Annotated in this window: 21 protein-coding genes; 5 read left to right on the top strand and 16 right to left on the bottom strand. The window is 49.0% G+C overall.

The genetic code is table 11. The features are described from left to right. Genes ACSV5M_RS19380 through ACSV5M_RS19370 form a run of 3 tightly spaced genes read right to left on the bottom strand, consistent with a single transcriptional unit; the run spans window position 1 to window position 3,264 of the window. Window positions 1–864: a glycosyltransferase family 2 protein gene (locus tag ACSV5M_RS19380; RefSeq protein ID WP_439178265.1), complete on the bottom strand. Its 864-nt coding sequence runs from the start codon at window positions 862–864 to the stop codon at window positions 1–3. Window positions 865–880: 16 nt separating this feature from the next. Next, window positions 881–2,770, bottom strand: coding sequence for a hypothetical protein (locus tag ACSV5M_RS19375; RefSeq protein ID WP_439178264.1), 1,890 nt, complete (start codon window positions 2,768–2,770; stop codon window positions 881–883). Between the two features lie 59 nt (window positions 2,771–2,829). Continuing rightward, complete coding sequence (locus ACSV5M_RS19370; protein WP_439178263.1) at window positions 2,830–3,264, bottom strand: pilin; 435 nt, start codon at window positions 3,262–3,264, stop codon at window positions 2,830–2,832. Window positions 3,265–3,594: 330 nt separating this feature from the next. On the opposite strand from ACSV5M_RS19370, the gene pilB reads away from it, so the two are divergent. From pilB to yacG, 5 genes are all read left to right on the top strand, one after another. Beyond that, window positions 3,595–5,322, top strand: a complete 1,728-nt coding sequence (gene pilB, locus ACSV5M_RS19365; RefSeq protein WP_439178261.1) for a type IV-A pilus assembly ATPase PilB — start codon at window positions 3,595–3,597, stop codon at window positions 5,320–5,322. Between the two features lie 4 nt (window positions 5,323–5,326). Beyond that, entirely contained in the window at window positions 5,327–6,598 is a 1,272-nt protein-coding gene (locus ACSV5M_RS19360) for a type II secretion system F family protein (protein ID WP_439178260.1), read from the top strand. Window positions 6,599–6,600: 2 nt separating this feature from the next. Then, entirely contained in the window at window positions 6,601–7,485 is an 885-nt protein-coding gene (locus ACSV5M_RS19355) for a prepilin peptidase (protein WP_439178259.1), read from the top strand. A 15-nt stretch (window positions 7,486–7,500) separates the two neighbouring features. Further along, entirely contained in the window at window positions 7,501–8,106 is a 606-nt protein-coding gene (gene coaE, locus ACSV5M_RS19350) for a dephospho-CoA kinase (RefSeq protein ID WP_439178258.1), read from the top strand. An 82-nt stretch (window positions 8,107–8,188) separates the two neighbouring features. Then, the gene (gene yacG / locus ACSV5M_RS19345; RefSeq protein WP_439178257.1) at window positions 8,189–8,389 is read left to right on the top strand and encodes a DNA gyrase inhibitor YacG; all 201 of its coding nucleotides are present in this window, start codon (window positions 8,189–8,191) and stop codon (window positions 8,387–8,389) included. A 141-nt stretch (window positions 8,390–8,530) separates the two neighbouring features. Here the strand turns inward: yacG and ACSV5M_RS19340 are convergent, their stop codons facing one another. The 13 genes from ACSV5M_RS19340 to murD all read right to left on the bottom strand — a co-directional run bounded on the left by ACSV5M_RS19340 (window position 8,531) and on the right by murD (window position 25,554). Continuing rightward, complete coding sequence (locus tag ACSV5M_RS19340) at window positions 8,531–9,475, bottom strand: Nudix family hydrolase (protein WP_439178256.1); 945 nt, start codon at window positions 9,473–9,475, stop codon at window positions 8,531–8,533. Between the two features lie 44 nt (window positions 9,476–9,519). After that, window positions 9,520–10,740, bottom strand: coding sequence for a bifunctional glutamate N-acetyltransferase/amino-acid acetyltransferase ArgJ (gene argJ, locus ACSV5M_RS19335; protein ID WP_439178255.1), 1,221 nt, complete (start codon window positions 10,738–10,740; stop codon window positions 9,520–9,522). A 74-nt stretch (window positions 10,741–10,814) separates the two neighbouring features. Beyond that, complete coding sequence (secA, locus tag ACSV5M_RS19330) at window positions 10,815–13,523, bottom strand: preprotein translocase subunit SecA (RefSeq protein WP_439178253.1); 2,709 nt, start codon at window positions 13,521–13,523, stop codon at window positions 10,815–10,817. A gap of 109 nt (window positions 13,524–13,632) precedes the next feature. Beyond that, entirely contained in the window at window positions 13,633–14,565 is a 933-nt protein-coding gene (locus tag ACSV5M_RS19325) for a peptidoglycan DD-metalloendopeptidase family protein (protein WP_439178252.1), read from the bottom strand. A gap of 318 nt (window positions 14,566–14,883) precedes the next feature. Continuing rightward, a complete protein-coding gene (gene lpxC / locus ACSV5M_RS19320; protein WP_439178250.1) occupies window positions 14,884–15,795 on the bottom strand; it encodes a UDP-3-O-acyl-N-acetylglucosamine deacetylase in 912 nt (303 codons plus the stop codon). A gap of 399 nt (window positions 15,796–16,194) precedes the next feature. Continuing rightward, the gene (ftsZ, locus tag ACSV5M_RS19315; protein WP_439178248.1) at window positions 16,195–17,364 is read right to left on the bottom strand and encodes a cell division protein FtsZ; all 1,170 of its coding nucleotides are present in this window, start codon (window positions 17,362–17,364) and stop codon (window positions 16,195–16,197) included. Between the two features lie 57 nt (window positions 17,365–17,421). Continuing rightward, complete coding sequence (ftsA, locus tag ACSV5M_RS19310) at window positions 17,422–18,660, bottom strand: cell division protein FtsA (RefSeq protein WP_439178247.1); 1,239 nt, start codon at window positions 18,658–18,660, stop codon at window positions 17,422–17,424. Window positions 18,661–18,700: 40 nt separating this feature from the next. Further along, complete coding sequence (locus ACSV5M_RS19305) at window positions 18,701–19,546, bottom strand: cell division protein FtsQ/DivIB (RefSeq protein WP_439178245.1); 846 nt, start codon at window positions 19,544–19,546, stop codon at window positions 18,701–18,703. A 6-nt stretch (window positions 19,547–19,552) separates the two neighbouring features. Further along, window positions 19,553–20,494 carry a D-alanine--D-alanine ligase gene (locus tag ACSV5M_RS19300; RefSeq protein ID WP_439178244.1) on the bottom strand — a complete coding sequence of 314 codons (942 nt, stop codon included), beginning with the start codon at window positions 20,492–20,494 and terminating at the stop codon, window positions 19,553–19,555. Window positions 20,495–20,506: 12 nt separating this feature from the next. Next, window positions 20,507–21,895, bottom strand: a complete 1,389-nt coding sequence (murC, locus tag ACSV5M_RS19295; protein ID WP_439178286.1) for a UDP-N-acetylmuramate--L-alanine ligase — start codon at window positions 21,893–21,895, stop codon at window positions 20,507–20,509. A 28-nt stretch (window positions 21,896–21,923) separates the two neighbouring features. Continuing rightward, window positions 21,924–23,015, bottom strand: coding sequence for an undecaprenyldiphospho-muramoylpentapeptide beta-N-acetylglucosaminyltransferase (gene murG / locus ACSV5M_RS19290; protein WP_439178243.1), 1,092 nt, complete (start codon window positions 23,013–23,015; stop codon window positions 21,924–21,926). Further along, window positions 23,012–24,220 (bottom strand): putative lipid II flippase FtsW, encoded by a 1,209-nt coding sequence (gene ftsW, locus ACSV5M_RS19285; RefSeq protein ID WP_439178242.1) that lies wholly within the window; start codon window positions 24,218–24,220, stop codon window positions 23,012–23,014. The genes murG and ftsW overlap by 4 nt, the downstream gene beginning before the upstream one ends. Continuing rightward, the gene (murD, locus tag ACSV5M_RS19280; RefSeq protein WP_439178285.1) at window positions 24,217–25,554 is read right to left on the bottom strand and encodes a UDP-N-acetylmuramoyl-L-alanine--D-glutamate ligase; all 1,338 of its coding nucleotides are present in this window, start codon (window positions 25,552–25,554) and stop codon (window positions 24,217–24,219) included. The genes ftsW and murD overlap by 4 nt, the downstream gene beginning before the upstream one ends. Window positions 25,555–25,564: the final 10 nt, after the last annotated feature.

Raw genomic sequence — 25,564 nt, 5'->3', positions numbered from 1 at the left:
TTAACCATTTGCCTTAGTATCTTTATAGAGAAGATTGGTTATTTGTTCAGACACTAAACCCATCATGAATATGATAATAGATGTGCTAAACAATAAGACCCCCATGTTAGTGAAACGTCCGTCAGTCAAAAAAGTATAAAGATAGTAAATCACACCAGACAAGAATATAAAGAGGCTTATCGGTAGGAACAACTTTAATGGTGAGAATAGAGTCCCTATTTTAAAAATAATCAATAAGAAACGAATTCCGTCGCTTCCCAACCGAATATGACTCACGGTCCCTAATGTCCTTTGCTGGACGTCCACCGGCATATACGCAACTGAGTATCCTGCCCGAAAAAAACTCATTGTTATTGTAGTAGGATAAGAAAATGTGTTAGGCAATAAACTTATAAATTCTCGAAACTTTGATAGTTGAACGATACGAAAACCTGAAGTTAAATCCTCAATATTGTGACCCACCATCCAGCTTGCAAAATGATTATAGAATCGGTTGGCTAAAGAGCGGTGCATGCCAGCCTGCCCTTTGTGGCTTCTGGCTCCCACCACCATATCGTATCCCTCAGCTAGCTTTTCAACTAGCATCGAGATATCTTCTGGGCGATGCTGGCCATCAGCATCCATAAAGACAGCAACATCACCTAAAGCTCCTCGAGCACCCGTTTTAATTGCTGCGCCATTACCCTTGCTATATTTGTGGCTTATAACCCTTGCACCCATGCTTGCCGCAACTAGCGCTGTATCATCCGATGAACCATCATCAACAACTATAATTTCAAAGGGCTCGACAAGTTTTAATCTAGGCAACAGCAGTCTCAACGAAACCGCTTCGTTTTTTGCTGGTATTATTATTGAAATATTCATTCTCTTTCCTCTATAGCTATTTACCAAGGGCACGTTCAAGGTTAGCTATGGCCAAATCGACGTTCGGGTTACTATACCAGCGTGCGCTATTCTGCTGCCTTGCCCAAAGCAGGTATTTCTCCGCCTGCAAGGGGTTGCCACCCAATATAAATAATTCTGATAGCTTTAACGCTGTATCAATTGTTGGCTGCACTTGCCATAATTTTTCCCTTGCCACAACAGCCTCCATATAGCGCTTTTCGGTAACGTAATAATTTGCTACGGCGTCGAGATAAACTGCGTAATAGCCGGGTTTAGATTTCAAGTGCCGCATATTCCCAATAGCTTCGATGAGATCGTTAAACTCACCATGCAAAATCGATTTATCCAGACAACCCCTTTGATCCATAGACATTAGCTCATTAAGATAAAAGTTTACACCTGAAGAAAAAGCCATGCTTTCAATTTCATCCAAATCTATAACTAGAGACCTTTGATCCTCAGATATCAACAAGCATTCCAGCTTTAAACGATGCAACAATAGAGCAGGGTCATTGAAACGGGGATAAACTTCATTCGCCTTTTCGTATGCCATAAGCTCCATGCCGCTAATTTCTAACATTGCAATAAAAGAATCCTGAGCTCTTAGCGAATTAGGATGCTCTGCGGCCCACTTGGATGCAAGTATTCTATAATCGGACCAAAGCGCGCATCGATGTATCAAGCCTATGCAAAGAAAGGCAATATAAAGCAGCGGAACGCCAACCCCCAGAACTGTGAGGCCCCGCGACTTTACATACCCAAAGAAAGAATAAAATAAATGCGACCCTATTAGGGCCAATCCAATGGAGGGCATGTAATTTCGATGCTCATACATCAGCTCTAGAGGAATAAAAGAAGATTCTACTAGATGCCCTACGTAGAACCAGAATATACCAAAGGAAATTAGTGGTTTTGACTTTACCAACTTAATCGCAATCGCCAACACAGCAGCGTGAACCATCCAAAATGTCCATGACAGCCCCACCCCCACATTCTTAATCTTCCACTCGACATCATCGTGAAAAATAGTTAGTTCATCGCCAGATAAACCAAGCCAAAACTGGGTGTACCTAGCCAACACCTCTCCCTGAATCAACAATCTTTGCGTAAGAGTAAATTCTCTTCCTGAATAGGTGTCGCCCGTCACATTTAGGTAGAACATCCACATACAAGCAAAAATAAAAACACTCGCCAAGGCGGCAGAAAAAATTAATTTAGTTTTACGCTCAGCATGGGGATAAAAGAAAAAAAAGTTAATCAGAAAATAGAAAACCAATACAGTAGCTCCATTTTCTTTAGAGAGAACGCATAAGACAGAAGACAACCCAGCACAGATTAGCCAGATAAGCTGACTAAGCAGCTTCTTGGAAAGCAAAAAGTGGATGTAACACAGCAACGAAACAAGCATAAAGAATAACATCAATTGCGTCATTCTTTGGACCACATAAAGGGTCGTTGAAACACTGAGAGGATTGACCAGCCAAAGCCCGCAACATATAACAGCGATCCAAGTCGCTTCTTTTGGATGATATCTTTGCGACAATAGCTTATATATCAAGAGGGCAACCAATAGCCCATTAACCAAATGCAAACTTATATTGGTACCCTTAAACTGCTCCGGTGAGCTGGGCCAATATTGATCGTCAAGCAGAAAGCTGAGTCGAGAGACGGGACGAGAAAAATCCATACCATCCCATCCAAAGGTGTAACGCAACATATCCGCCAGACTATCCACACCACCACCAATCGCTATCGGACTAAGATTATTGAAGTCATCCAATAAAAATGGCCCATCCACGCCCAATTGGTATGCGAAAAACACTACACCCATTACGCAAGCAAGCACGACAAATGCTGTTACTTGTATTCGATTCAATTCAGTCATATTTCTTTTATTCAAATAAAAAAGGCCCCCGAAGGAGCCTTTTATCATAATATCTATAATTAACGACAGTTGGCAGGAAGATATTTCTCAACAATAGATGTGCCAGTCCCATTACATATCCACTGAACACCATTAGCCGACCCAGTTCCCTGAAACTCCAAGTCACCACTCGCAGGACTCAAATTAGCAATTGTATACGTGATATCAGCAACTGTGCTGCTAGTGCGAGTATAGGCAATAGCTGATACATAAGTACTTTGTGCAGGAGATGTGTTAACACCAGACACAGCAGCGGATGTAGGCATCTGCCCCATGCTTACGTAATATTCAGACACACTTGTTTTTGCCGCTGCAGCCAAGCCAATTACCTCTGACATTTTCGCACGGATGGTGTAATCCTGATATGCAGGCAGAGCAACAGCCGCCAAAATACCAATAATTGCCACCACGATCATCAATTCGATGAGGGTAAAGCCTTGTTGTACTTTTTTCATGTTCTATCTCCGGGTTGTAATAGATAAACTAACGTAAACAACGTCTACCCCAGCAAAAGTCATACCACCGGACTACCTGTCAGGAAATGATTGGTAGTTATTTATCAGAGCATGGAAAGATAGCGCGAACGGAGCCGCAAACATCGTCAAAAACTGACAATTTCTGTCACCACTTCCCCCTCCACCTCATATAAAAGTACAGGGACATACGAAGCATCACTTCTTGCTCTATAATCGAAGCATTGAAGCACCTGCAACAGATGACAGGTCGGCATTCTTTCATCTACAGTTAACGCCTTGGCATCCCAGCTAATATATAGGACACGACCAATGAATAGCCCTGCCCCATCTCTTAGCGGCCTTGCAAGACGCCTTGTTAGCGACGGACTAATAGATTCAGAGATGGCTCGCAAGGCTCTGGCACAAGCAAATAGAGACAAGCTTCCTTTTGTGCAACATCTTGTCGTTAGCGCCATCCTTGACGCAAGAACTATAGCCAAAATTGCTTCAGACGAGTTCGGTACACCGCTTTTTGATCTAGATGCGCTAAATAAAGAGTCGATTCCTGCTGGCCTGGTTGATCAAAAGCTGATTCGCAAACATCACACGCTTCCACTTGCACGCAGAGGCAACAGGCTGTTTATAGCTGTGGCAGACCCTACCGACCTGCACGCGCTTGATGAGATAAAGTTCAATACTGGTATCAATACTGAAGCCATACTTGTAGAGGCTGATAAGCTTTCGACGGCGATAGATAAGTTTCTGAATGCCCAAGAAGAGTCCATAGGCGACACTTTGGGCGGTTTGGACGAGGACGGATTGGATGATCTCGATATTCAAGCTGTCGATGAACAAGGCGCAGATGACAAGGGAGCATCGGAGGCAGATGAAGCCCCTATAGTGAGATTTATCAATAAGGTCCTTTTGGACGCAATTAAGGCTGGAGCCTCGGACATCCACTTTGAGCCATACGAAAAAGCTTACCGCGTCCGCTTTCGGACGGACGGCATTCTGCATGAAGTGGCAAAGCCACCGATCAACCTATCGACCCGCATGGCTGCACGACTTAAAGTCATGTCTCAGATGGATATTTCTGAAAGACGTGTTCCGCAGGATGGTCGAATTAAAATGAAGATATCCAAAAGCAGGGCAATAGACTTCAGGGTTAATACCTTACCCACGCTATTTGGAGAGAAGGTTGTTCTCAGGATTCTGGACCCGGGCGCTGCAAAACTCGGCATCGATGCCTTAGGTTATGAAGACACGCAGAAAAAGTTGTATTTAGATGCTTTGGCTCAGTCACAAGGAATGATTTTGGTTACAGGCCCAACGGGTAGCGGTAAAACAGTTTCTTTATATACTGGACTGAATATTTTAAATACACCTGAGACCAATATTTCTACGGCGGAAGATCCGGTAGAGATCAACCTTGAAGGGATTAATCAGGTACAGATGAATGCCAGAGTTGGGTTGACATTTGCAGAAGCCCTTCGGTCTTTCCTTCGCCAAGACCCCGACGTGATTATGGTCGGAGAGATTCGAGATCTAGAAACTGCCGAGATTGCTATTAAAGCAGCTCAAACAGGGCACCTCGTTCTTTCAACGCTCCACACAAACAGCGCACCAGAAACACTCACTCGCCTGCTCAATATGGGTGTTCCTGCTTTTAACGTAGCGACGAGTGTAAGCTTGATTATCGCCCAGCGCCTCGCCCGCCGACTATGCCCCCATTGTAAAAAACCTGCCACCGATATTCCTGATGAAATTTTGAGGGAAGAAGGTTTTGATGAGATCGGTATGACGAGAGAGGAACTAGAGTTATTTCATCCTGTAGGTTGTAGTAATTGCAACAAAGGGTATAAAGGACGGGTGGGTGTTTATGAAGTGGTTCGCATAACACCAACCATTGCGAGCCTTATAATGGAAGGTGGCAACTCGTTGCAGATTGCCAAAGCAGCCAAGGACGCTGGCTTTAACAACCTCCGAATATCTGCCCTACGCAAAGCTGCCATGGGGCTTACCAGTCTCGAAGAAGCTAACCGAGTAACCAAGGATTAATCCGATGGCAACCGTAACAACACAAAAAGCCAAGGCACAAAGTTCCGCCATAGCGAAAGCCAAGAAAAACAATGTTTCCAGCATCTATATCTATAAGGGGGTAGATAGGAAAGGAAACCGAATCCAGGGTGAGATAAACGGAACAAGTGCTGCTATCGTAAAGGCACAGCTGCTTAAGCAAGGAATATCTGCAAAGACAGTCAATAAAAAACCTAAGCCTCTTTTTGGCAGTGGTAAAAAAGCTATTAAGCCTGCAGATATTGCTGTGTTCTCAAGACAAATGGCCACAATGATGAAAGCGGGGGTACCATTAGTACAGGCCTTTGATATTGTTGCTGACGGACTGGAAAATCCCAGTTTAAAAGACTTGGTTCTCAATATACGAGACGATGTCGCGTCAGGAACCGGTTTCGCTCCATCGTTGCGCAAACACCCCAAATATTTTGATGATCTATTCTGCAACTTAGTTGAAGCAGGAGAGCAATCTGGTGCACTTGAGACTATGCTGGATAGAATTGCCACGTATAAAGAGAAAACAGAAGCACTGAAGTCAAAAATTAAAAAGGCAATGACGTATCCTATCGCGGTAATAGTCGTAGCTATCGTTGTTACTGGTATATTGTTAGTTAAAGTGGTGCCCCAATTCGCTGAAACATTTAGCAGCTTTGGGGCGGATTTACCAGCGTTTACCCTATTCGTACTTCACCTATCTGAGTTAGCTCAAAAATGGTGGTTTTTAATATTGGTTGGTATGGCAGGCTCTTTTTTTCTCTTTAAAGAGGCAGTTCGAAGATCCCCAAGTTTTGCTTACGTCGTCGATAAATATGTATTAAGGATTCCTATTGTAGGAAAAATCCTTTATTTATCTGTAATGGCTCGGTTCGCGCGCACTTTAGCAACTACATTCGCGGCAGGTGTACCGCTTATTGATGCACTTACCTCCGTAGCAGGCGCAGCAGGCAATCGTATTTACAAAGACGCAATATTAAAAGTTAGGGAGGATGTTTCAACTGGTATTCAGTTAAATACTGCCCTTCGCACAAGCAGCCTTTTTCCAACCTTGCTAGTGCAAATGTCTGCAATTGGCGAAGAATCTGGGGCATTGGATGAAATGCTTGATAAGGTCGCGGTATATTACGAAGAAGCGGTCGACAACATGGTCGACAGCCTAACCTCGTTATTAGAACCAATGATCATGTCTGTGCTGGGCGTGTTAGTCGGGGGATTAATGATCGCGATGTATCTGCCCATCTTCCAAATTGGTCAAGTTGTTTAAATATGCAAGATGTTATTCAGGTGCTACAGCTTTACCCTGTCAGTGTTGTTTTAGTCACAATAGTGCTTGGTTTATTAATCGGCAGCTTCCTAAACGTCGTCATCTACCGCCTCCCGAAAATGATGGAGGCGGAATGGCGACAGCAGTGTACGGATTTGCTGGATAATAGCGATGCCGCCTCTGCAGAAAACTCTACCCACTTCAACCTCGCCTTCCCCTCTTCCCACTGCCCCGTGTGCAATCACAGCATTCGTGCCTGGGAAAACATCCCTGTTATCAGCTATCTATTCCTACGTGGGAAATGCTCGGCCTGTAAAACGCCAATTTCGTTGCGTTATCCAATCATCGAACTGGTTACCGGCATCTTATCGGCGGTGGTGATTTATTTCTTCGGTTTGAGTTATTTGGGGTTGGCAGCGCTGGTGTTCACATGGTGTCTGATTGCGCTGACCATGATTGATGTTGATACCCAATTACTGCCGGACGATATTACGTTGCCACTCTTGTGGCTGGGTTTGATCATCAACAGTTTTGGGCTGGTTGTGCCCTTGCAGGATGCTGTTTGGGGTGCGATTGCGGGTTATCTGTCTTTATGGTCGGTGTATTGGCTGTTTAAGCTGGTAACCGGCAAGGAAGGCATGGGTTATGGGGATTTCAAATTGCTGGGTGCGCTGGGTGCCTGGATGGGTTGGCAGATGCTGCCGCAGGTTATCCTATTGTCGTCCTTTGTGGGGGCTGCGCTGGGTATTGCTATGATTGTGCTGCGAGGGCGGGATAAAAATATTCCCATTCCCTTTGGGCCTTACCTGGCCATTGCTGGTTGGATCGCGTTTTTGTGGGGTGATTATATTAATCGCACCTATCTGCAACTCTTTACTTCTCCCTGATCTTTGATCACTGCTGTGAAACAAAAATTAATTGTTGGCTTAACCGGCGGCATCGGCAGCGGTAAGTCGGAAGTGTCCCGCCGATTCCAGGCGCTCGGCATTGTGGTGGTAGATGCCGATGAGGTTGCGCGCCTTGTGGTTGAGCCTGGCCAAGCGGCGCTGGCTGATATCGCTGCACGTTTTGGTTCAGATATTGTTTCGGCTGATGGCCATTTAAACCGCGCTTTGCTGCGGAAGATTATTTTTTCTCAGCCGGAAGAAAAGCGTTGGCTTGAGGGGTTATTACATCCACTGATTAACCAGGAAATTCGTCGGCAGCTAGCGGACGCAGACAGTCCCTATGTCATCCTGTCTTCGCCATTGCTGTTGGAAACCCGTCAACACGAACTGGTAAATCGCGTGCTGGTCATTGATGCCAGCGAGGCGCTGCAAATCGCGCGAGCCAGCAGCAGGGATGGTAATAGTAGTGAGCAGATCAAAACGATTATGGCAACACAACTTGATCGCGAAGCACGCATCAGCCGAGCCGATGATATTATTCACAACCACGGTGACCTGGTGGAGTTGGATGCGCAGGTGAAGACGTTACATCAGAGGTATATGGCGTTAGCTTCACACTGACTAACTCTCTTACCTGACACGAACCGGCTGTTAATTTCCCTGTCGGATATAAACCGACTCACTTCACATTGATACTGCTGTTATGACGAATACTGATCATGAAGAACCGCTCAAGCTCGCCTGCCCTATTTGTAAGAAAACGATTTACTGGACGGATGAGTATCCGTTTCGCCCGTTTTGCAGTGACCGTTGTCGGTTGATTGACTTGGGGGAATGGGCCAGTGAGGGGCATCGGATTCCGGGGGAGAAGGTTGATTTGAATGAGGATGATGAGAGGGATTGATTGAGTTATTGCCGAGCTGCAAGAATGGGTCGATTGGCCAGCTTGGTGTCGGATTACGCTTTGCTAATCCGACCTACGGGTGAGAGTATCGAGTAGGTCGGATTAGCCGCAGGCGTAATCCGACAAGATGTTCAACAAAAACTATTTGTTCCAAAAACAACTGATGGCTGCGATGCCTTGTCCACCATGGGCTTTTGCAATCTCAATATCATCGCAATCCATTCCACCTAATGCAAACACCGGCACACCTGTATTTTGCACCAGCTCCGCGAACTTCTCCCATCCTAATACTGCCGCATTCGGATGCGAAGATGTCGGGGCGACGGGTGACAGGCATACATAATCCACACCTATACGTAGCGCTTGCAGAATTTCTTCTGCGTTATGACACGAAGCGCCTAATAATTTTGAATCATCGATCAGGCGGGATTCGTATGTTCGTAATTCATGGCTGTTGAGGTGAAGACCATCACCGGCGCATCGGGAAAAGTTATCCCGCGTGGTATTGCAGAGTAATGTTGCCTGATACTGCTCGCATAATGTTTTGGCCAACTGCGCCAGGCCCCTGAATTGTTCCGGCGATGCGGAGGGGCAACGTAGCTGAACCAGGCGAATGCCACGTTGCAAGGCGCGCTCCAGGCGAAATAAAAAATCAGTGTGCGAATCAAAGTCACCAGTAATCAACAAGCTATCGGGCAGTTGCAGTGCGGTAATGATGGGTTTATTAGCGGCAGGGAAAGGGTAATCACTCAGCTCCGGGATATTTACCCAGCGAACGGGCTGCCCTTCCACACCGCGAGGCTCCCCGGAAAAGGCGAGTACTTTATACACATCTAAAAAAACCGACTTATCCACGTAATCGTGGCGAATCTGGATCAGCGGTTCTGTTTGCTCAACCTGAATATCAAGCTCTTCATAAAGTTCGCGTTGCAGTGCCTGATGAATTGTCTCACCAGCATCTACCTTTCCGCCGGGAAATTCCCACAAGCCGCCCTGATGCGCATCGGCGGCGCGGCGCGCGATAAGGATTTTGCCATCGGGACTAACAATAGCCCCGACGGCAACGTGAACCACTTTGATTGGCATAATTACGAATAGTCAGTTACGAATGGCAAGCTTTGGATAGTAAGTTACGAACGGTAATCGGCATTAATACGGACATACTCATAAGACAAGTCGGTCGTCCACACCGTCTCCGCCACATTGCCGCGACCAAGATCGATACGAATGGCAATGTCTTCACCCTTCATAACAGCCTGGCCCTGCTCTTCGGTATAACTCGTTGCACGTCCGCCATTTTCTACAATCAAAACATCATTGAGATGAACGCGTACTTTGGTTGCATCAAGATCGGGCACACCCGCATAACCAATGGCAGCAACAATGCGACCCCAATTAGGATCAGATGCAAAGAGAGCCGTTTTAATCAGGGGAGAATGTGCAACAGCATAAGCTACATCGAGACATTCATCGCGATTTGCACCACCATTGACAGCAACAGTTACAAATTTGGTCGCACCTTCGCCGTCGCTGACAATACTTTTCGCCAAATGAATATACGCAGCAAAAATAATGTCTTTCAGTTTTTCATATAACTCACCCTCAGGCTTGTTAACCTCGGGTAAATCAACCTGACCAGTAGCAATGAGAATACACGAATCGTTGGTGGAGGTATCACCATCGATAGTAATACGGTTGAAGGATTTATCGGCAGCTTCCCGCGCTAATTGCTGCAATAAAGACTGCGCAATTTTGGCATCGGTAGCGATATAACCCAGCATGGTCGCCATGTTGGGTTTGATCATGCCAGCGCCTTTGGCGATGCCATTGACGGTAATTGTTTTACCCTGATATTCGATTTGTTGGCTGAAACCTTTAGGGCGCGTATCGGTTGTCATGATACCGGCGCCCGCATCGGTCCAACCTTGTTCGGTTGCGTTTGCCAGGGCTTCCGGAATTGCCGCGATGATTTTCGCAACCGGTAAAGGCTCGCCAATCACACCGGTAGAAAAGGGTAAAACCTGCTCGGGCTTAACACCGGTTTGTTGTGCTATGGCTTCACAGGTCGCTTTGGCGTCACGCAGGCCCTGCTCTCCGGTGCAAGCGTTGGCGTTACCGGAGTTAATCACCAAATAGCGAATCGGCGCCGCTGCCAAGTGTGCCTTGCACAATGTCACCGGCGCAGCGCAGAACGCGTTTTTTGTAAACACCCCGGCAACAGTACTGCCTTCTGCCAGCTCAAACAACACGACATCACGACGGTTTTGACGCTTGATACCCGCACAAACAGCGGTGAGTTTTACACCTGCTACCGGGTGCATGGAAGGGAATGGATATTCACCAACGGCCATGATTCATAATTCCTGTGCTATTGCGACGATACTTTTTCTAAAGGACATGCTCCGGTTACATAAACCTCAGCGCCCTACTCCAATTGCCCATGACACTGTTTGTATTTTTTACCCGAACCACATGGGCACGGATCGTTACGGCCAACCTTGCGCCCCTGGCGTACAAACGGCTCAGGTTGTTGATGATCACGCTCAGGCTGTTGCTCTTCGCCCATGGCAGAAACCTGTTCATGTTGCAGCAACATTTTCTGCCGTTCTAATGCTTCGCGACGCTGTTTTTCCATCGCTTCCATTTGCTCACGCGTAATCGGCTCAACACGTGCAAGCAGGTGGATAGTCTCGCGCTTTACGGTTTCCAGTAATTGCTGGAAGAGCTCAAACGCTTCACGCTTATATTCCTGCTTCGGATTCTTTTGCGCATATGAACGCAGGTTAATCCCTTGACGCAGGTGGTCCATGTTGGCCAGATGCTCTTTCCAGGCGTTGTCCAATACTTGCAACATCACCTGCTTTTCAATCTCAACCATAATGCTGCCGATGCGTTCGCATTTTGCATCGTAGCCTGCCTGGATTTCAGCGAGGATTTTTTCGCGCAGTTTTTCTTCGTGCAGGCGATTGTCTTCGTCAAGCCATTTGGCAATGGGTAATTGCAAACCAAAATCTGTTTCAATCTGCTTTTCCAGGCCGGGAACATTCCACTGATCTTCAATGCTCATCGGTGGAATAAAATGGCTGATCATGTCATCGACCACGTCTCCGCGAACAGTATTAACCGTGTCACGAATAGTGTCGGCATCCAGCAGCTGGTTACGCTGATGATAAATAATTTGCCGCTGTTCATTGGCAACGTCATCAAATTCAAGCAACTGCTTACGAATATCAAAGTTGCGGCCTTCAACTTTACGCTGGGCTTTTTCAATGGCGTTGTTCACCATACGGTGCTCAATAGCCTCGCCCTTGTTCATGCCCAATGCCTGCATAAATCCACGCACGCGATCTGACGCAAAGATGCGCATCAAATTATCTTCAAGTGACAGATAAAAACGCGTTAAGCCCGGGTCACCCTGACGGCCCGCACGACCGCGCAACTGGTTATCAATACGACGGGATTCGTGTCGCTCGGTACCAATGATATGCAGGCCGCCCGCCGCAATCACTATTTCGTGGCGCTTCTGCCAATCAGCTTTAATAGCTGCAATTTGAATATCAGTCGGGTTTTCCAATGCGGCAACTTCTGCCTCCCACTTACCACCCAGCACAATATCCGTACCACGACCGGCCATGTTGGTCGCAATGGTCACGGCTCCAGGGCGGCCCGCCTGGGCAATAATTTCTGCTTCCTGCGCGTGGAATTTCGCATTGAGCACCTGGTGCTTGATGCCCGCTTTATTCAAGCGGCGCGACATTTCTTCCGAGGTTTCGATAGATGCAGTACCCACCAGAATCGGTGCATTTTTTTCCTGGTAGGTTTTAATATCCTCAACAATTGCATCGTATTTTTCTTCTACCGACAGAAAAACCAGATCGTTCAGGTCAACACGTTGCACTGTCTTGTTGGTGGGAATGACCACGACATCAAGACGATAAATTTCGCGGAACTCATAGGCTTCGGTATCCGCTGTACCGGTCATGCCCGCAAGAATTGGATACAAACGGAAGTAATTCTGGAAGGTGGTTGATGCAAGCGTTTGACTTTCGCTCTGGATGGGTACGCCCTCTTTCGCCTCAAGGGCCTGATGCAGACCTTCCGATAAACGACGTCCTTGCATGGTCCGGCCAGTATGTTCATCGATCAGGACAACCTGGTTTTCCTGCACAATATATTCAACATCACGGTGGAATAATGCATGAGCGCGCAAGGCTGAATTCACATGATGTAACAGAGCAAGATTATTGGCCGCATAAAGATTTTGATCCGGTTGCAATAATTTTGCTTCAATCAACAAATCTTCTACATGTTGATGTCCACTTTCGGTGAGTTCCACCTGACGGGTTTTCTCATCGACAGAATAATCGCCTTCACCGCCTTCTTCTTTTTGCGGTTTCAGTCTGCCGACTAATTGGTTCATTCGTTTGTACAACTCAGAACTGTTTTCAGCAGCCCCGGAAATCACCAGGGGCGTGCGTGCTTCGTCGATCAGGATCGAGTCAACTTCATCCACGATGGCAAAATACAGAGGCCGCTGAACTTTATCCGCTTTGCTCAGCGCCATGTTATCGCGCAAGTAGTCAAAGCCGTATTCGTTGTTGGTACCGTAAGTAATATCGGCGGCGTAGGCCTCACGTTTTAATGCCGATGGCTGCATTGACTGGATAACGCCTACTTTCATACCGAGAAATTCATAAACCGGCCGCATCCACGCCGCGTCGCGGCTGGCCAGATAATCGTTCACGGTCACGACGTGTACACCCTTGCCGGTCAAGGCATGCAAATAACTGGGCAGTGTGGCTACCAACGTTTTACCTTCACCAGTACGCATTTCGGCAATACATCCTTCATGCAGTGCCATGCCGCCAATTAACTGCACATCAAAATGACGCATAGACAAAACCCGGCGGCTCGCCTCACGCACCGTAGCGAAAGCCTCAGGCAAGAGCTGATCAAGCGTCTCTCCCTGCTGGTGGCGCTGACGATATTCGTCAGTTTTTGCCCGTAACTGTTCGTCGGTCAATTTTTCCATGTCCGGTTCAAGGGCATTAATTCGCGTCACAACCTTGCTCATGCGCTTGAGTTCGCGATCATTTTTTGAACCGAATAAAGCTTTAGCTATAAAACCAATCATTTGATATACCGTAACTTATAAGAATGCAGATCTGAATTAAAATGAACCTGACAGCAAGGCTGGCAAGTAAACAGAAAGGTGCTTGTTAAAGCAAGCAGGGAGAAGAGAATTATCGGCTGGCGCGATGAATGTAAGTGGCAGGATCGACAGGGCGACCGTGCTTGTAGACTTCAAAATGAACGTGAGGACCGGTAGAGCGGCCAGTAGAACCAACTAAAGCGATGATTTGGCCTTTTTTAACAACATCGCCCACCTTCACAAGATTGCTTTTGTTGTGGGCATAACGAGTGGCGTAACCATTACCATGGTTGATTTCAACCATATTGCCGTATTCAGGATGGCGACCGGCGACAGTGACAACGCCAGCGGCAACAGAGATAACATCCGTTCCTTCGCGAGCCGCAAAATCAACGCCAGCGTGGAAGGCTACGTTACCAGTAAAGGGGTCTGTCCTGCGCCCAAAGCGGGACGCCATCCACCCTTTCTGTACCGGGCGTCCGGCAATAAAGATGTCTTCCTGAATCTTGCGCTTGGCCAGCAAAGCATCAAGCGTTTCCAGTTGCTGTTCGCGATTTTCAATTTGATTGGAGAGCTGATCAATGATGCGAATCAACTCAGGTGTAGATTGGGCCTGGGTGACTGCTGCGGTTTCCGGGCCACCGATGGCGGGAGGTTGGCTGAAGTCAAACTCGCCTTCTTCCAGCTTTGCAACCGTGGTCAGTCGCTCGCCCAAAGCATCCAGACGAACCAAACGCGCCTGCATTTCAGCGATTTTCATCGTCAGAGCCGATAACTGGGCCTCGGCTTCCTGACGGGTTTTTTCCAGGTGCTCTTTTTGAGCAATCAGTTCATCTTCAAGGGCTTGACGGGTTTCGGTACTGAAAAAATCGCCGTTTTCCTGGGTTTCAAGCCACTGATAGCCGATGGCGCAAAGGACGCCGGGCATACCCAACAGGCAGACAGACAGCAACGCACGCGTCCATCCCGCAATGGAGATGCTTCGCGATTGGCCATGATGCTTGTTGAGAATAATAATTTTCATGCAGCGGATGTTATCTGATTTGCCCGGACCATTTATTAGTAATAGTAGGCATTTTAAGATTCTTGTTTAGACCAATATTGCCTTGTTAACGATCTTTTATAATTTAAAGAACTAAGAAAAGAACTTTTTTATTATAAGCAATCACTTTGTCGTCCGTGATAACACGGATTTATAAGCAAAATTAGCACCACTTTCCGAAAAATCATCCGCCATTCTTGGCGGCGAGGTCGAAATATGGCACAGAAGAAAGGCAATGATCAATAGAAAATTTCAACGACATTGAGGATCAATGTCGTTGAAATTAAGAGCAGACAAGGCTTAGATGGCCAATAGAGGCTTCATGTAGGAGATGGGCGCGGCGTCCTCATCTTCAAAAGTGACAACTTCCCAGGCGTCTTTCTGGGCAATTAATTGGCGCAGGGACCTGTTATTCAGACCATGGCCCGACTTATGGGCTTTGAACTCACCGATCAGGCTATTTCCCAATAGATACAAGTCGCCGATCGCATCCAGGACTTTATGTTTTACAAATTCATCTTCATAACGCAAACCATCCTCATTCAGGATGCGGTAATCATCTACCACGATAGCGTTATCGATACTGCCGCCCTTGGCCAGGCCTTTTGAGCGCAGGTATTCAATCTCGTGCATAAACCCGAAGGTACGGGCGCGACTGACTTCTTTTACGAATGATGTGCTCGAAAAATCCACCGAGGTTTCCAGCGTACGACCTTGAAAAACCGGGTGATCAAAATCAATAGAGAAGGAGACTTTAAAGCCTTCAAATGGCAGGAAACTCGCGACTTTGTCGCCATCTTGCACTGTGACGGCTTTCTTGATGCGAATGAATTTTTTCGGAGCAGGCTGCTCCTGAATACCAGCGGACTGAATCAGAAACACAAAGGGTCCGGCACTGCCATCCATAATAGGTACTTCGGGTGCACTGACTTCGACAATAGCGTTATCTATTCCCAAACCGGCCATAGCAGAGAGCAAATGCTCAACGGTCGACACCCGAACATCGCCATTCATCAGGGTCGTCGATAAGGTTGTATCGCCGACATTTTCTGCTTTAGCTTCAATTTCCACTACGGGATCGAGATCCACGCGGCGAAACAGAATTCCGGCATCCACGGGAGCGGGCAGCAGGGTCAAATAGATTTTTTGGCCCGTGTGTAAACCAACGCCGGTCGCGCGAATGGCATTCTTAAGTGTTCGTTGTCTGATCATTGCTTTGTATTAGCCCTACCTGTTAGCTAGATTAGCAAGTGTACCCAAGGTGACTTTGGCGTGTACGCAGCGTGTATTTTTTGCTGCCATACCCGCGATATCCTTATTGATGTCCCGCAGTCTAACCAAAAGTATTCCCGTTCAAAAAAGCAAGTCATGTTACCAATATATGCCAGCAGTCGCCAGCTAAGCGGCTTATAGGAAAAATCAATCTTCAGCAGACGTCGCCTCCTTGTTCGCTGAAGCCCGTTGAAAGACAACTTTGCGCTACGCCTGTTCGCGCACACCACACCACCAACCCGGACACGTTCATTGACGAGTTGTGGTGTCGGTGCCGGCAATTTTCAAGTCGTTTCCTAATCGGCCGCCACGCGGCGCACGACGCTCATGATTACTTGATCAATCTGCCTGACGACGCAGGAACGCCGGAATATCAAGATATTCAAGATCCTTTTCCGCCATCGGCGCAACGGCCGCGGAGGTATGGCTGTTGGCACGCAAGTGAGCCGGACGATCCAGGGCACTGTAATCAATTTGACCATTGGAGCGGCGGGTATTATCCACGATGACCTTTGTCGGCGCCGGCTTGCTTTCTTTAGCGGCGGCCGCGGCGGTAGCACCCAAACCAGTCGCCACAACAGTAACGCGAAGTTCGTTGCTCATCTCCGGATCAATAACGGTACCCACCACGACGGTTGCATCAGCCGATGCAAATTCCTCAATGGTGTTACCCACTTCAGAGTATTCGCCGAGGGATAAATCGATACCTGCCGTGATGTTCACAAGGATGCCGCGCGCACCTTGCAGATTGACGTCTTCCAGCAGTGGACTGCGAATGGCTGCTTCGGCTGCTTCACGCGCACGATTTTCGCCAGTTGCACGGCCAGTACCCATCATTGCCATACCCATCTCGGACATCACAGTGCGAACGTCTGCAAAGTCGACGTTGATCATACCGGGGCGAATAATCAGGTCAGCGATACCTTGTACAGCGCCGAGCAATACATTGTTAGCCGCTTTAAACGCATCGAGCAGGCTGGTGGATTTACCCAGTACCGCCAACAATTTTTCGTTGGGGATTGTAATTAATGAATCCACGCGATCTTGCAGCTCACGGATACCCGCTTCTGCAATTGCCATACGTTTGCGGCCTTCAAAAGGAAACGGTTTGGTAACCACAGCAACCGTGAGAATTCCCAGGTCACGGGCAACTTCGGCCACTACCGGTGCACCACCGGTACCGGTACCACCACCCATACCGGCAGCGATAAAGACCATGTCCGCACCGCGCAGCACTTCGGCAATGCGCTCACGATCTTCCAGTGCCGCCTGACGGCCGACTTCCGGGTTGGCACCGGCACCCAACCCTTTGGTCATGGAGTTACCCAATTGCAACACCGTGCGCGCATCAATATCTTTTAGCGCTTGCGCGTCGGTGTTGGCGCAAATAAATTCCACACCATCGACGTTATTGGCAATCATGTGCTTGACGGCATTACCGCCACCGCCACCGACACCGATAACTTTGATAACTGCACTTTGTTGAATGCTATCGACTAATTCAAACATAGTAATACCCCTTTTTTCCCTTGAACGTGTCTGTTAAAAAATAAACTGTGAGTACGTTTAAAAATTGCTTTGAAATAATTTCTTGAGCCGATTGAATATCGAACCCTGCTGTTCCCTCGAATGATGCGCAGCTCCCCTGCCCTCCTGTTGTTGCTTCATTGCATACATCAACAAACCGACACCGGTGGAATAAATCGGGTTATTCACGATGTCGGTCAAACCGCGGATCGCGTGTGGTGCGCCAATGCGAACCGGCATATGAAAAATTTCTTCTGCCAACTCGATAACGCCTTCCATCTTTGATGTTCCACCGGTCAATACAATGCCGGCGGCAATCAAGTCTTCATAACCGCTGCGCCGCAATTCTGATTGCACCAGCGTAAACAATTCGTCGTAACGCGGCTCAACAACTTCGGCCAACGCCTGACGAGACAGATCGCGCGGTTGACGATCCCCCACACTGGGCACTTTGATCGTTTCATCCGGGCTGGTTAACTTTGCCAGCGCGCAGGCATATTTAATTTTAATTTCTTCTGCATTGGGCGTCGGTGTGCGCAGCGCCATAGCGATATCATTAGTTACCTGATCGCCGGCAATAGGAATCACGCCGGTATGACGAATTGCACCATCTTTAAAGATGGCAATGTCAGTAGTACCACCACCGATATCTACCACGCACACACCCAGTTCTTTTTCATCGTCTGTCAGTACGGCATAACTGGAAGCTAATTGTTCCAAAATAATATCTTCAACTTCCAAACCGCAGCGACGAATACACTTTTCAATATTCTGCGCGGCGTTTACAGCACAGGTAACCAGGTGTACTTTCGCTTCCAGGCGTACGCCAGACATACCCAGGGGCTCTTTCACACCATCCTGATCGTCGATTAAAAATTCCTGCGGCAGGATGTGCAGAATTTTCTGATCCGCCGGAATGGCGACCGCCTGGGCAGCATCAATCACACGATCCAGATCCTGCGGAAACACTTCGCGATCCTTGATTGCCACGATACCGTGGGAATTCAGGCTGCGAATGTGGCTACCCGCGATACCTGCGTATACCGAGTGGATCTGGCAGCCTGCCATCAGCTCGGCTTCTTCAATGGCGCGCTGGATCGACAGCACTGTGGATTCAATATTTACCACTACGCCCTTTTTTAAACCGTTGGAGCGATGCGATCCGATCCCGACAATTTCCAGGCGTCCTTCGGGCGTGATGGCTCCCACAAGCGCCACCACCTTGGATGTACCTATATCCAGGCCAACAATCATTTTGTTGTCACCAGCATTTGCCATTGGCGTAACCTCTTTTTAAATCATTCCAGCCTTTGAATGATCACATCGATTTAATGTAATTTTTTTTTGCTTCTGAATCCGCTGACCATTGCACCGCAACACCGTTCGTATAACGCACATCGATGGCGATAACGTCCTGCCAGACTTCGTTCAGATGCTGATCGTAGACCGTTATAAAACGACGCATCTTTTCCATTACCTGATCGCGGCCAATGGCCACTTCCACATTACCTTTCAACATCAAGCGCCAGGATTTTTTGTTGTCGCATTTCAGTTCAATCACTTCCAGCCCGCGCGAACGCAACAACTGCGACAGGTCCTGGTATTGCTGCATAATCTTGCCAGCATCGGCGGCATTACCTTGCAACAGGGGTAAATCTTCCAATGCATCAATATTTCCAACCCGAACCAATTCGCCACGCTGATTCAGAAAACCTTCTGTTCCCCAGCGCGCAATCGGCTGTTGTTCGGTGATGCGCACTTCCAACGCATCGGGCCAACGCCGCGCCAGTGCGGCATGTTCAATCCAGGGCTCACTTTCCAGCGCCGTCTTCATGCGCATTAAATCCAGCTGCAAGAAATCTTCATTGATCTCGGCGCTGATTAATTCCATCGCCCGCTCTTTGCTGATGTAACGAAAATCACCCTCCACCATCACGCTCGCCAAGGGCCGATCAATCAACTCGGCAACGGGCTCAGCGACAAAGTAAAGCGCTAAGGCCAGCGCACCGAGTATCAACAACAGCCCCAACAAACGTCGCAACCAGCGTCCCGCATGGCTTTCATTCGTGTCCCCCAGGCGTGTGCCGCCGTAACTGGGAACCTTGGTATTTATTTCCTCTGCCCGTTTACTGCGCCGCCTGCCGCTGACATTGCTGTCGTTCATACGGAGTTACAAGCTGGCCAGTAATACAGCCATGACCAATTGTGCAAAAGATAAACCTTCTGCCTTTGCAGCCATGGGCACCAGGCTGTGACTGGTCATGCCGGGTACGGTGTTCACTTCCAGCAAATAAAAATTCAGCGCAGCATCAGCCATAACATCTACCCGTCCCCACCCGCGGCAGCCGAGTGCATTGAAGGCATTCAAGGCTAACTCACGCAGCTCTTTTTCTTTGGTTTCATTCAGCCCACAGGGACAAAGGTAGCGTGTATCTTCTGCAAGGTATTTCGCATCAAAATCATAAAAGCGGTGGTCAGTTTCCAGTTTGATCGGTGGCAAGGCTTTACCATCCAGAATGGCCACGGTGTATTCTCCGCCGACAATCAATCGCTCCACCAATACACTGCCGTCGTATTGCGCCGCATTCGCGTAAGCTGCTTGCAGTTCTGCCGCTGATTGCACCCGCGACATACCAATACTCGACCCTTCGTGGGCGGGTTTGACCATGACTTCGCCACCCAGGTTTTCCAATATGGCAGTCCAGTCGGCATCCGCCTGCAGCACGGTAAAGTCCGGTGTGGGCAAACCAACGCCGCGCCATAATTGTTTGCTCCGTAATTTATCCATGGCCAGCGCGGATGACTGCACGTCGCTGCCGGTATAAGGAATATTTAAATATTCCAATACCGCCTGAATCCTTCCATCCTCACCGCCGGGACCATGCAAGGCAATAAACGCGCGATCCAGCTTTGCTGCCTGAATATCACTGATTGCATTTTCACCGACATCAATCACCACCGGATCAATACCCGCTTCTTTCAATGCATTGATAACAGCCGTGCCGCTTTGTAAAGAAATGTCGCGTTCTGCTGATTGACCACCGAATAAAACGCCTACACGACCTAATCGGCTTTTTAATGCGTCATCAATCGGCAAATGTATGGGTTGCATTTTTGTTAACCTCTACTGCAAGTTGCGCTTGGCCAATTCGGGGGACAATACACCCACATTGCCAGCACCTTGGGTAATCACGATATCGCCCGCTTTAACCAGGTCTTTGATGATGGCCGGAACACCTTCAACGGTTTCAACAAAGATAGGTTCGATGACGCCGCGCGCCCGAATACTGCGGCACAGGTGACGGCTATCCGCGCCGGGAATCGGTTCTTCCCCCGCGCTGTAAACTTCAAGCATGACCAGGGCATCCACCGTGGATAACACCTCAACAAAGTCTTCGTACAAATCTCTTGTGCGCGTGTAACGGTGTGGTTGATACACCATAACCAATCGCCGGTCGGGCCAACCGTCACGCACGGCTTTTATAATCGCGGCCACTTCGCGCGGATGGTGGCCATAGTCGTCCACCAACATGGCATCGCCGTTGCCGATGGGGAAATTGCCGTAAACCTGAAAGCGGCGGCCGACACCCTGGAAATTTTCCAATCCCTGCTGAATGGCTTCATCACTGATGCCTTCATCGGTAGCGACAGCGATGACCGCTGTCGCATTCAACACATTGTGAATGCCGGGAATGTTCAAGCGAATATGCAAAGGTTGTTCATGGCCGGGGCGCAGTACATCAAATTCGGACTGCATCTTATTTTGCTGGATGTTGATCGCCCGGAAATCACAATGCTCATCAAAACCATATGTCAGGATCGGACGGGCGATTTCCGGAATGATGTCGCGAATCACCGGATCTTCACCACACAACACGGCCAGACCGTAGAACGGCAAGTTATGTAAAAATTCGACGAAGGTTTTCTTCAGCTTTGAAAAGTCTCCGCCGTAGGTATCCATATGATCTGCATCGATATTGGTCACGATGGCAACCATAGGTTGCAGATGCAAAAACGACGCATCGCTTTCATCGGCTTCCGCGACCAAATATCGGCTGCCACCCAACTGCGCGTTAGTGCCGGTACTGTTTACCAAACCACCGATAATAAATGTCGGGTCCTGCTTCGCAGCGGCCAAAATTGAGGCCATCAAACTGGTGGTCGTGGTTTTACCGTGCGTGCCCGCCACGGCAATACCGTGGCGATAGCGCATCAATTCACCGAGCATCTCGGCGCGACGGACGATAGGAATACGCAATTCACGTGCGCCAATCATTTCAGGATTATTGGCGGCTACTGCACTTGAATTCACCACCACATCAGCGCCGGCAATGTTGCTCGCACTGTGGCCGATAAACACCTGCGCGCCTTTGTTGACCAGCCGTTGCGTCACGCTGGATTCTTTGATATCCGAGCCGGAAATTTCATAGCCCTGGTTCAACAGAACTTCGGCAATACCGCTCATACCCGCGCCGCCAATACCAATAAAATGAATGCGACGGATACGACGCATCTCGGGTACTTCGTAATGTTCTATGGCTTTATCCACGCGCCACCTCCACACATATATTCGCGACCGTCTCTGCTGCATTGGGCAACGCAAGCAGGCGCGCTTTCTCAGCCATGTTCATACTTTGTTCCGTTTCATTGATGTGCATCATCAAGAGCGCGGCCAATTTCGCTGGCGTCAGTTCGCGCTGGGCCACCGATATGCCTGCACCCGCACGACTCAAGATCGCCGCGTTATGGGTTTGGTGATCATCAATCGCTGACGGCAAGGGAATTAAAATAGCCGCAACACCCGCCGCCATCAGTTCAGAAACGGTCAACGCACCCGCACGACAAACGATCACATCCGCCCAACCATACGCAGCAGCCATATCATCAATAAAAGCATCTACCTTCGCGGTGACTTGCTGTTGTTCGTACAGCGCCGCCGTAATTTGCGCATGATCTTTTCCAGCTTGATGCCACACATCCGGACGAGATTCCGCCGGTAATTGCGCCAGCGCTTGCGGCACCAATTCATTGATGGCTTTCGCACCCAGACTGCCACCCAACACCAACACATGCAGCTTTGCTTTCTGTGCACGACGTTCGCCATAGCGGACTGCCGGTGCCGGTAGCGCGGCAATCGCGGTGCGCACTGGATTGCCGACCACTTGCGCCTGTGCAAAAGCGCCATTAAAAGCAGACAGCACACGCGTTGCAATCCGCGAAAGCACACGATTGGTGGTACCGGCAATGGCATTCTGCTCGTGGATAACCAGCGGTTTTCCTAATACACGCGCAGCAACACCACCCGGCCCCGATGCAAAACCACCGAAGCCCACCACCACATCAGGTTGTTCACGCCGCAAGATACCGATGGCTTGAGCAATGGCATAACCCACCAAAAACGGCGCCTTGATTAATCCGGATAATCCACGCCCGCGCACACCTTCTACACGAATCAAATGCAGCGGAATATTTGCCGCCGGCACCAAACGGTTTTCTATGCCGCGCCCTGTACCGAGCCACATCAACTGGGCTCCGGCTTGCCGCAATACATCGGCAACCGCCAGCGCGGGAAAAACATGCCCGCCAGTACCGCCGGCCATAATCATTACCTTGAGCGATTGCGCGTTCGTCATACCGCCTCCGGCATTATCGGTGGTGGGCGAACCGCAGCGCGCAGGGGACGTGCCGGCGGAATATAAATCGAACTGACGCCACGCACTTCCCACTCAATACGCATGACAAATGCCAGCAACACGCAACTGACAAGCAAACTACTGCCGCCGTAACTGATAAATGGCAGGGTTAATCCTTTGGTCGGCAATAAGCCTGAAGCAACACCGACATTGATAAATACCTGGAATGAAAACAGAATCGCCACGCCGAACGCAGCAAAGGCAGCGAAAGCTTTCCCTACGGCCAGGTTATTTTTTGCAATGGTGAAAACCCTCAGGATCAAGGCCACAAACAATCCAATAATGACCGTTGCGCCGACCAATCCGAATTCCTCGGCGATGATGGCGAAGATAAAATCGGTATGCGCTTCCGGCAGGAAGAATAATTTCTGCAAACTATTGCCCAATCCCAAACCGAACCATTCACCGCGCCCAAAACCAATCAGCGACTGGGTTAGCTGATATCCCGTATTAAACTGGTCTGCCCAAGGATCCAAAAAGGTAATCAACCGTTGCATACGGTAAGGCGAGAACACGGCCACGGCTCCCAGGCTCGCAACACCCAGACCAATCAACAACAGAAAATGCCACATACGTACGCCGGCAATAAACATCATGGCAAACACCGTCGCGCTCAACACCACCGAACTACCAAAATCCGGTTCGAGCAAAAGCAGCACGACAAACAATCCCACCACCAGCAATGGCTTCAAAAAACCCTGCCAACCAAAATGCAGTTCGTGGTAGCGCCGTGCAAAAAAGCTGGCAAAAAAAACGACGGCGCAGAATTTGGCGATCTCCGATACCTGCACAGAAATAATGCCCAGGCTTAACCAACGTTGGCTGCCGTTCACTTTTTTACCGACACCGGGAATCAACACAATCACCAGCAATAACAACGTGAATAATAAAAAGTAGCCGGCATAACGCTGCCAGACGCTCATCGGAATACTCACAACCACCATGGCAAGGGTGGCACCCATGACCATATACACACCGTGACGTTTGGCGAAATACCAGGCATCACCATAATTGGCTGCCGCGAATGCTACGGAAGCCGATGCAACCATCACCAGCCCGATGGACATCAACACCAGCCACAAACTCAACAGCGTCCAGTCAACACGCTGATTAAATGGCAGGTCGGTGCGGGTGGTGGTCATCATGGCGTCAACTCCCGCACTGCTGCGCAGAACTGTTGGCCGCGATCCATATAATTTTTAAACATATCGAAGCTTGCACAGGCAGGTGACAGCAACACAGCGTCACCCGCATGTGCTTGCTCATAGGCTTTGCTCACAGCATCCATCATGCTGGTCGCAAAGGTCACCTTGAATTTTCCTTCAATGGCGGCGGCTATCTGTGGCGCATCGCGACCAATCAATACAACCGCACGAACCTGATCATCAATGGCCGGAGACAGCTCGGTAAAATCCGCGCCTTTACCCTCCCCACCGGCAATCAACACCAGTTTCGCTGGCGGACGGGCGAGACCTTTAATGGCGGCTACCGTTGCGCCGATGTTAGTGCCCTTGGAATCGTTAAAAAACTCCACGCCCTTGATCGCGGCAACCCATTCACACCGGTGAGGCAAACCGGAAAAATGTTTCAATGCTTCAAGCATGGCCGGTAACGGCAAACCCGCTGCATGCCCCAATGCAAGTGCGGCGAGTGCGTTGTCCACATTGTGCTTGCCGCGGATTTTCAATTGGCTTGCGGGCATCAACGGCTGGAATTGCCATGCCAGGAAATCTTCGCCTTGTTCCTGAATAATCCCGAAGTTATTGAACTCTGCACCGCCACCAAAGGTGATCGGCTTTACACCGCTTGCCAGCGGTGGATGCGTCAAAACATCGTTGCGGTTAACCACAATGTTTTGCGCACCAAAATACACGCGCAATTTCGCAGCATGGTAAGCCTGCATGTTGGGATAACGGTCCAGATGATCTGCGCTGATGTTTAAAATTGTGGCCACTTTGGCATTGAGTTTGGTCACGGTTTCCAGTTGAAAACTGGAGAGTTCCATTACATACAACTCAATATCATCATTTAACAAATCCAGCGCTGGCGTACCCAGGTTGCCGCCCACAGCAACTTTCAGTCCGGCTTGAGCGGCCATCTCACCGACCAAGGTAGTCACCGTGCTTTTGGCATTGGAGCCGGTAATCGCCACAATGGGCGCGCGCGCGTAACGCACAAACAATTCAATATCACCCACCACCGGTATGCCTGCGGCCCTGGCTTCGGCAATTGCCGGTGTCGCCACCGCAACGCCAGGGCTGGTAATAATTTCATCCGCAAGCAGTAAGGTTTCCGTTTTCAATTCGCCGGTCTCAACCAGAACCTGCGGAAACTCTTTTTTAATCTGCGCCAGATTCGGTGGTTGCGCGCGCGTATCCAACAATACAAATGCCTGCCCTTGCCTGGCCAAAAAGCGAGCCACCGACAGTCCGGTCACACCGGTGCCGATGATGGCTTTGACTTTGCTTGTGGCAATCATTTGAGTCACA

It is taken from the genome of Cellvibrio sp. ARAG 10.3, assembly GCF_051846955.1.
Lineage (GTDB): Bacteria > Pseudomonadota > Gammaproteobacteria > Pseudomonadales > Cellvibrionaceae > Cellvibrio.
This window is presented reverse-complemented; position numbering and strand designations above follow the sequence as displayed.

Bases quoted from the DNA above. Each gene is read 5' to 3' on its own strand.
- ACSV5M_RS19380 (WP_439178265.1), bottom strand. From the start codon at position 864: ATGAATATTTCAATAATAATACCAGCAAAAAACGAAGCGGTTTCGTTG.
- ACSV5M_RS19375 (WP_439178264.1), bottom strand. From the start codon at position 2,770: ATGACTGAATTGAATCGAATACAAGTAACAGCATTTGTCGTGCTTGCT.
- ACSV5M_RS19370 (WP_439178263.1), bottom strand. From the start codon at position 3,264: ATGAAAAAAGTACAACAAGGCTTTACCCTCATCGAATTGATGATCGTG.
- pilB (WP_439178261.1), top strand. From the start codon at position 3,595: ATGAATAGCCCTGCCCCATCTCTTAGCGGCCTTGCAAGACGCCTTGTT.
- ACSV5M_RS19360 (WP_439178260.1), top strand. From the start codon at position 5,327: ATGGCAACCGTAACAACACAAAAAGCCAAGGCACAAAGTTCCGCCATA.
- ACSV5M_RS19355 (WP_439178259.1), top strand. From the start codon at position 6,601: ATGCAAGATGTTATTCAGGTGCTACAGCTTTACCCTGTCAGTGTTGTT.
- yacG (WP_439178257.1), top strand. From the start codon at position 8,189: ATGACGAATACTGATCATGAAGAACCGCTCAAGCTCGCCTGCCCTATT.
- ACSV5M_RS19340 (WP_439178256.1), bottom strand. From the start codon at position 9,475: ATGCCAATCAAAGTGGTTCACGTTGCCGTCGGGGCTATTGTTAGTCCC.
- argJ (WP_439178255.1), bottom strand. From the start codon at position 10,740: ATGGCCGTTGGTGAATATCCATTCCCTTCCATGCACCCGGTAGCAGGT.
- secA (WP_439178253.1), bottom strand. From the start codon at position 13,523: ATGATTGGTTTTATAGCTAAAGCTTTATTCGGTTCAAAAAATGATCGC.
- ACSV5M_RS19325 (WP_439178252.1), bottom strand. From the start codon at position 14,565: ATGAAAATTATTATTCTCAACAAGCATCATGGCCAATCGCGAAGCATC.
- lpxC (WP_439178250.1), bottom strand. From the start codon at position 15,795: ATGATCAGACAACGAACACTTAAGAATGCCATTCGCGCGACCGGCGTT.
- ftsZ (WP_439178248.1), bottom strand. From the start codon at position 17,364: ATGTTTGAATTAGTCGATAGCATTCAACAAAGTGCAGTTATCAAAGTT.
- ftsA (WP_439178247.1), bottom strand. From the start codon at position 18,660: ATGGCAAATGCTGGTGACAACAAAATGATTGTTGGCCTGGATATAGGT.
- ACSV5M_RS19305 (WP_439178245.1), bottom strand. From the start codon at position 19,546: ATGAACGACAGCAATGTCAGCGGCAGGCGGCGCAGTAAACGGGCAGAG.
- ACSV5M_RS19300 (WP_439178244.1), bottom strand. From the start codon at position 20,494: ATGCAACCCATACATTTGCCGATTGATGACGCATTAAAAAGCCGATTA.
- murC (WP_439178286.1), bottom strand. From the start codon at position 21,895: ATGCGTCGTATCCGTCGCATTCATTTTATTGGTATTGGCGGCGCGGGT.
- murG (WP_439178243.1), bottom strand. From the start codon at position 23,015: ATGACGAACGCGCAATCGCTCAAGGTAATGATTATGGCCGGCGGTACT.
- ftsW (WP_439178242.1), bottom strand. From the start codon at position 24,220: ATGATGACCACCACCCGCACCGACCTGCCATTTAATCAGCGTGTTGAC.
- murD (WP_439178285.1), bottom strand. From the start codon at position 25,554: ATGATTGCCACAAGCAAAGTCAAAGCCATCATCGGCACCGGTGTGACC.